The 6,454-nt window shown below is 56.2% G+C and carries 8 protein-coding genes and 2 pseudogenes; 6 read left to right on the top strand and 4 right to left on the bottom strand.

Translation table 11 applies throughout. The annotated features are described in order from the left end of the window. The 3 genes from QZ506_RS18975 to QZ506_RS18965 all read left to right on the top strand — a co-directional run. Positions 1–298 (top strand): integrase core domain-containing protein (locus QZ506_RS18975; protein ID WP_291973131.1); only part of this gene is annotated, 298 nt, incomplete at its 5' end. Between the two features lie 324 nt (positions 299–622). Next, entirely contained in the window at positions 623–943 is a 321-nt protein-coding gene (locus tag QZ506_RS18970) for an HMA2 domain-containing protein (RefSeq protein WP_291973129.1), read from the top strand. A gap of 22 nt (positions 944–965) precedes the next feature. Then, positions 966–1,613 (top strand): YtxH domain-containing protein, encoded by a 648-nt coding sequence (locus QZ506_RS18965; RefSeq protein WP_291973127.1) that lies wholly within the window; start codon positions 966–968, stop codon positions 1,611–1,613. A gap of 105 nt (positions 1,614–1,718) precedes the next feature. Here the strand turns inward: QZ506_RS18965 and QZ506_RS18960 are convergent, their stop codons facing one another. Then, a complete protein-coding gene (locus QZ506_RS18960; protein ID WP_291973125.1) occupies positions 1,719–1,886 on the bottom strand; it encodes a hypothetical protein in 168 nt (55 codons plus the stop codon). A 53-nt stretch (positions 1,887–1,939) separates the two neighbouring features. On the opposite strand from QZ506_RS18960, the gene QZ506_RS18955 reads away from it, so the two are divergent. From QZ506_RS18955 to QZ506_RS18945, 3 genes are read left to right on the top strand one after another with little or no spacing between them, the layout of a single operon-like run. Further along, positions 1,940–2,257: a YtxH domain-containing protein gene (locus QZ506_RS18955; protein WP_291973123.1), complete on the top strand. Its 318-nt coding sequence runs from the start codon at positions 1,940–1,942 to the stop codon at positions 2,255–2,257. Then, a complete protein-coding gene (locus tag QZ506_RS18950) occupies positions 2,257–3,105 on the top strand; it encodes an HMA2 domain-containing protein (protein ID WP_291973121.1) in 849 nt (282 codons plus the stop codon). The genes QZ506_RS18955 and QZ506_RS18950 overlap by 1 nt, the downstream gene beginning before the upstream one ends. Next, complete coding sequence (locus QZ506_RS18945) at positions 3,042–4,358, top strand: heavy metal translocating P-type ATPase (protein WP_367273041.1); 1,317 nt, start codon at positions 3,042–3,044, stop codon at positions 4,356–4,358. The genes QZ506_RS18950 and QZ506_RS18945 overlap by 64 nt, the downstream gene beginning before the upstream one ends. A 47-nt stretch (positions 4,359–4,405) precedes the next feature. On the opposite strand, the gene QZ506_RS18940 is transcribed toward QZ506_RS18945, so the two are convergent. The 3 genes and pseudogenes from QZ506_RS18940 to QZ506_RS18930 form a co-directional block, all read right to left on the bottom strand. Continuing rightward, positions 4,406–5,083 (bottom strand): peptidase, encoded by a 678-nt coding sequence (locus QZ506_RS18940; protein WP_291973119.1) that lies wholly within the window; start codon positions 5,081–5,083, stop codon positions 4,406–4,408. A gap of 18 nt (positions 5,084–5,101) precedes the next feature. Continuing rightward, positions 5,102–5,911 (bottom strand): annotated as a pseudogene (locus tag QZ506_RS18935) (transglutaminase domain-containing protein). Further along, positions 5,908–6,313: pseudogene (locus QZ506_RS18930) on the bottom strand (alpha-E domain-containing protein); the annotation flags it as partial. The pseudogenes QZ506_RS18935 and QZ506_RS18930, both read right to left, overlap by 4 nt. Positions 6,314–6,454: the final 141 nt, after the last annotated feature.

Genomic DNA, 6,454 nt, shown 5'->3' with positions numbered 1-6,454 from the left:
TCAGCTTTATCTGGCTATCAACGATATCGAGCATACGAAAACGAAGGCGATGTCTCCGCAGACGAACGGCATCTGCGAGCGCTTCCATAAAACCATTTTGCAGGATTTTTATCAGGTTACGTTCCGCAAGAAGTTATATGAAGACCTGGAAAGCCTGCAGGTAGATCTGGACAACTGGTTGTGGCATTACAATAATGAGCGAACTCATCAGGGAAAAACGTGCTGCGGGCGTACGCCGATGGCCGCTTTACTTGATGGAAAACGGATCTGGGCAGAAAAGAATCTGAACCAGATGTAATCTGACAGACACCTGTATAAATAATCGGTAACTGTCAGATCAGGTCTGAGCTAGTACACATTATCGTAGTGAGAGTGTATATCATCTCTGTTTATGGCGCGAATTGATAAAAAACAAACAACCTGCAATTAACCGCATAAATCTTAAGTGGTTCTCCTGACGTTACGTTATTGTGACGTTGTCTTCGCGCAAAATATTTACCTTTCTAACGTTGTGACAAGGGCAACCTTGTCGCCTTGTGTTGTGCGCGCGGCATGGGTTTATGTCGCATGAGATTGAAGCGGCATTGATGTTGGTAGGCAAAGGGAGGTTGTAGTCACCGTTATGGCGGCAGATTATTTGCAGAATTTGATGGCGCTACGCCGTTTTGTCACGGTAGCGCACCATATTCCGGGGCGCATTCGCCTCAGTTTTACCAATCGCTTGGTCTCCGCACTCAGCCAAAGCCTGTTGGCTGCGCTGCAATCACTGTGTCACCCCGAGGGGGGTCTGAAATCGTGCAGCATTAATGCCGCAACCGGTAGCGTGGTACTGGAATATTGTGCCAGCACACTTTCCCCCACGCTGCTGACGCATCTGTTTGGTCATGATGATCAGGCGGCGCAACAGGCGCTGACGCAAATTCAGGCTGTGCTTTCCCAATAAACCTAGTCAAGAGAGGGTCGTTATGAGTAATGATAATAATCCTGTGAATCAGGCTCCCTATTTCCCACCTTATGGCTATCCCTATTACGTGCCACAAGGCGATCCCGCCGCGCAAGGGGCTTTTCCACCACCACCAGGATGGCCGCCGCAGCCAGCATGGTATCCGCAGATGGCGCCGGGCGCAGTGCCCCCAGGGTACTTACCGCCCGGCTATCCGCTACCAGGGTATCCGTTCCCCGAAAATGCGGCGCCGCAAGCTGCACATCATCACGGTCATCATGCAGCACCGGGCATGGACTGGAGCGCGCATGCGCAAGGAGTGGTTGATAATGTGATGGGAGAACAGGCAGGGCTGTTGAAAAGCCTGATCGGCACCATCGGCGCGGATGATAAGGAGTTTTGGAAAGGTGCGATGATCGGCGCTGCTGTCACACTGCTGCTAACCAATGACAGCGTGCGCCAGACGCTGACACAGACTCTGGCAAGCGCAGGCGATCTGTTAAAAACCGGCGGCGATAAAGTCAAATCCTCTGTCGCCAGCGGTGCCGAAAGTGTGAAAGAGAGTGTGGCCGCGGGCAGCACCATTTTTCGCGACACGGTGAAGGCAGGTAAGGCGGAATTTCAGGCCTCGGTAGAGCGCCAGCGCGCGACGACTTCCGCGCCTGAGTAGACGCGGGATGAGCGACAACCGTGACGCGTTAAGCCCCATCAGTCGTGCGGTCGTGGCTGGTGCGCTGGTGGGCACTACCACCTCTTGTATCGAACAATGGCGGCATTACCAGCGCGGTGAAACCACGCTGAATGAAAGTGCCGTCAAGGTGGCAAGCGATGCTGCCAAAGCGGGCGTGGTGAGCGGTACGGTAATGGCCGTGGCCAGCGCCAGCGCCAGCGCGGGGCGGCCTTTGCTGACCTGGTTGACATTGGCAAGCGCCGGTATTGCCATGCCATGCAGCGGCGTGAGTCGTTACAGGACCAACACCAAGAAGGAGTGCAGGAATGAACCCTCACAATATGCCTTATGTTTACGCTTATCGGTTGCCGAACGGAAAGGTTGCCTATGCCAGTTACCCGCCTGCTACGCCTCCAGCCCCTTATCGTCAGGCCAACAGCAAAACCCACTTTGTCACCGGCGTCGTGGCCGGTGCTGCCATTGCGTATTTGCTTACTAACCCACAGGTGCAACAAGGGGTCGCCACCACGGCGAAAAAAGCGTGGGGCAACGTGCGCGGTGAGGTGGAAGAGTTAAAAGAGCGTCTGGCGGATCTCCAGGCCGAGCTGGATTACTACCGTCAGCAGGAGAATGACGCGTCGTGATGCCTGAACGGGAGGTCACTCTCGCACCGTGGATTCGAGTCAAGCATCGCTTGCCCGGGCGTTTGCGACTGAGCATGACGTTGCTGGTGCATTTCCCTGACGGAGCGAACTGGCTGCGCCACCAACTGTTGGCGTTACTGGGCGTCACAAGGGTACGCCTGCGCCCAGCGATTGGCTCGGTGGTGATTGAGTATCATCCGGATCAGACCGACGAATCCACGCTGTTGACGCACGTGGCTGGCATTGACTGGCAGCAGCGTAGCGAGAGCGAGCATGAACCGGAATATTGCGGTGGCGATAATCTGCTCAACGCCGGGGGGTTGCTGTTGGCGCAGTGCCTTCCTCGGCGCTGTGCTGCTGTGCCGACGCTGCTGCTGACCGTGGAAACCTTGGCTGAAGGCGTAGCATCGTTGACACGGCGCGAGCTGAACATTGAGGTGCTGGATGCCCTGGCGGTTGGGCTTTCCGTGCTGCGCGGTGATAACCGCACCGCAATGCTAACGCAAACTCTGCTGACGTTGGGCGAGCACATGGAGCAGGAGACCAGCCGTCATTCCGATGCGTTGCTGGCCAGCCTGTTACGACCGCAGGAACACTGCGTGTGGGTCGAGTGCGCAGGGGAGCGTCGTCAAATGCTTTCGTCTGCGCTGACGGTTGGTGACGTGATGTTGCTTGGCCCCGGAGACACGATCCCGGCGGACGGCAAGGTGCTGCGCGGTGTCGGCCTGATTAATCAGGCTTCCATGACCGGAGAAAGCGTACCCGTTCGGCGCGAGAAGGGTGCCTGGCTGTATGCGGGCACCCAGGTGCAGGAAGGCAATATTGCGGTACAGGCCCCTATCGGGTAGGGGAAAACTCCTCGATTGCCAATATTCGCCGCTTTATCAGTGAATCGCTCAGCCAGCAAAGCGAAACGCAAAAAGTGACACAGGCGATGGCTGACCGGCGCGTGGCGATCACGCTCGGCGTAGGCGGGGCGGTGTTTGCTCTGACCCGTGACTGGCGTCGTCTGGCCTCGGTTTTTTTGGTGGATTATGCCTGTGCGCTGAAGCTAAGCACGCCGATCGCGTTTAAATCCATTATGTACCGTGCGGCGCAAAGTGGCTTGCTGCTGAAAGGCGGGCGGGCGATTGAAAAGCTCGCCGCGGTCGATACCGTCGTGTTCGATAAAACCGGCACTTTGACGCACGGTGATATGCAGGTGACGGAAGTGGTCAGTTTCGATCAGGAGCGTGCCTGGGCTGAGCGCATGCTGGCGATCGCTGCCTCTGTTGAAGAACACAGCAACCATCCATTGGCGAAAGCGGTGGTGGCGTCGGCGCACCACCATGCGTTACCCCACATTAACCACGGTGAAGTGGAGTATGTGATTGCGCACGGTCTGCTGTGTGAACTGGATGGTCACCGCATGGCGATCGGCAGCCGCCATTTTCTGGAAGCGCACTATCAGGTTGTGTTCTCACCATATGAGGTCGAGATTACCGCGCTGGCCCAGCAGGGGTGCCATTTGCTGTTCATCAGCCTCGATGAGCGGTTGGTTGGCATGATTGGCTTGCAGGATAACGTGCGGGCGGATGCACTCGATGTGATTGCACAGCTTCACCAGTCGGGGATCGATCGCATCGTGTTGCTGACCGGCGATCGCGTTGAAAAGGCGCAGCAACTGGCTAACGCGTTAGCGATGGATGAATGCGTGGCTGAATGCACGCCAGAGAGTAAGGTGGATGTTGTTCAGGCGCTGCAACAGCAGGGTCGCAACGTACTGTTTATCGGCGATGGGGTAAATGACGCCCCGGTGTTGGCGCAGGCAGATGTCGGGCTGGCCATGAACCAGAGTACCGAGCTGGCACAGCAGGCGGCGGATGCGGTGTTGATGCAGGATAATCTGCACGGCGTGGTGCTGGCGCGTGAACTGGCGCTGGAAGCGATGAAACTGGTGCACAGTAACATCGCACTGACCGAATGGGTCAACAGCGGTATCATGCTGACGTCGGCGTTGGGTGGGTTATCTCCGGGCAGCAGCGCACTGCTGCACAATGGCACCACCCTTGCGGTATTGCTGCGTGCGCTGGCAGCTCGGCGGACGAATGTGACGCGTTAAAGCGAGAACGGCGGCAATTGACGGAACGTGTTCCGTAATCCTTCTGACTAGGCTTTGCGAATGGTGGCAAAGTAGGGGTCATCTTCGGTAATACGGCGCTGCCCACTGTCATCAAAGCTGTCAGCACGGTAGATCATTACATCCAGTGGCAGCCCGACGGACAGGTTGCTGCGCAGCGTGGAATCAATCGAGATCAGCGCGCAGCACATTGCCTGCTCGAGCAAGGTTTCTCGTGTTAATACCAGGTCAATGATCGGTTTGCCGTATTTGCTTTCGCCAATCTGGAAGTAAGGCGTATCGCGCGTCGCCTCGATAAAATTTCCTTCAGGATAGATATGAAACAGGCGGTGGGCTTCTCCAGCAATTTGCCCACCTAACAGCAGGTTGCAGCCAGAATTGGTGGTGATTGCATGTTGTTGCATACTGCTATCGTGATCGATGACTTCACGCAAGGTGGTACCGACCAGCGTCGCCGCATCGTACAGAGTAGACACCTGCAACAGATTAGGCTCGCTGTCACTGCGCATGCGCGTTTCCAGCAGGCTGACAATGCTTTGCGTGGTGGCTAGGTTCCCGGAGGACTGAAGCACCAATACCCGATCATTGGCGCGGTGAATCACATGCAGTTTTTTAAACGTTGCAATATGATCCACTCTGGCATTGGTGCGGGAATCCGAGGCGAACACCAGTCCGTCCGACAGGCACACGGCCACACAGTAAGTCATAATCCGAACATCTCATGGTTATTGCTGCTGCGCCTGTTGTGAAAAGCGCCGCACTTCAGCTTCAGAAAACATCATTTCGCTGCCGCCAGCCAGACGGCGGCCGCGTATCGGGTACGCATCCAGATAGTCCAACCCGGTTGCCAGACGCAAATGCTGCGTCAGGCTGCGCGAGTTGTTAGTGATATCAAAACGCAGCCAGCGTCCATTCAGCCACACTTCCGCCCAGGCATGCATCGCCACATGGCGCGAATCTGGTCTGTGAACGTAGCCGCTGACATAGCGCGCCGGCAGGTGTAGGCTGCGACAGCAGGCCAGAAACACATGGGTGTGATCCTGACAGACTCCCTGCCCGCGTGTAAAGGCCTGCGCAGCGCTATCTTGCACCTACGTTGCACCAGGCGTGTAAGGCATGCTGACCAACAGCGCCGCCATCAGCGCGTTCAGGCTCTCTTCCGCCGCATCCGGCCGGTAGTAGCGCAGCGCGAACACGCGAATCGGCGCATCTGCCTGCGTCAGAGGCGTGCTGCGCAGGAACACCAACGGTGACAGCAACTCATCCTCTGGCTCACTATCATCGTTATCGGCAATGTCTACCACACCCTGAGCGTGAATGACGATTTCCTGATGCGGGTGATCCAACGTCAGCACATGCAACACGTTGCCCCAGGTGTCGGTGGTGGCAACTGCAGAGCCATCAGACAGCGTCAGTGACCATGAAGCCACGCGTTGGCGAGCGGAGTCACGCGGCGTCAAACGCAGATACTGTGTTCTGAATTTCACTTGTTCATCATAGCGATAGCGCGTGAGATGATTAATTGTCAGTTTCATACCGTCTCCAGATAGGTTTGTCGCACGCTGTCAGCCAGCGCGTTGATTCGGGCCAGCAGCACGGTGAGATACACCTGCATATCGAATCGCGCCAAATCTTCCCGCGTACTGAAGCGCAGATCGTCATTCAACTGGTGCGCCAGCCGTAGCGGCAGGTGAGAACGGGTGTTAGCGATCTGTTTCAATTGGACCGACAACGTCTTCGATACAGGAGCGCAGAGAATGCGGCACGTCGTTACGCAGGATCAGCAGTTCAGCCACCGTATCGCGCGTGACCGGCTGGCGATAGATGCTGTTATAAGCCTCGCGTGCGCTGACCGTGCGCAGCAGCGTGTCCAGCCGATAATATTCACGCACCGGATCGGTGTCGTTATTCAACTGCTGATCTTTGAGCAACAGCAGGGCTTTGTTGAATAATAGGTAATCATGCTGTTTTTCCATGCCAGTTTTGGTTGAAAATGCTTGTCATCTCAGGTGTACACTTTTCTCATGAGGCCTAACTGCATGATTTTACGTTGCGAGGATCCGTCGTTTCGCTGGGCT

The sequence above is a fragment of the Candidatus Symbiopectobacterium sp. genome, assembly GCF_020054415.1.
In the GTDB taxonomy this organism is placed as follows: domain Bacteria; phylum Pseudomonadota; class Gammaproteobacteria; order Enterobacterales; family Enterobacteriaceae; genus Symbiopectobacterium.
This window is presented reverse-complemented; position numbering and strand designations above follow the sequence as displayed.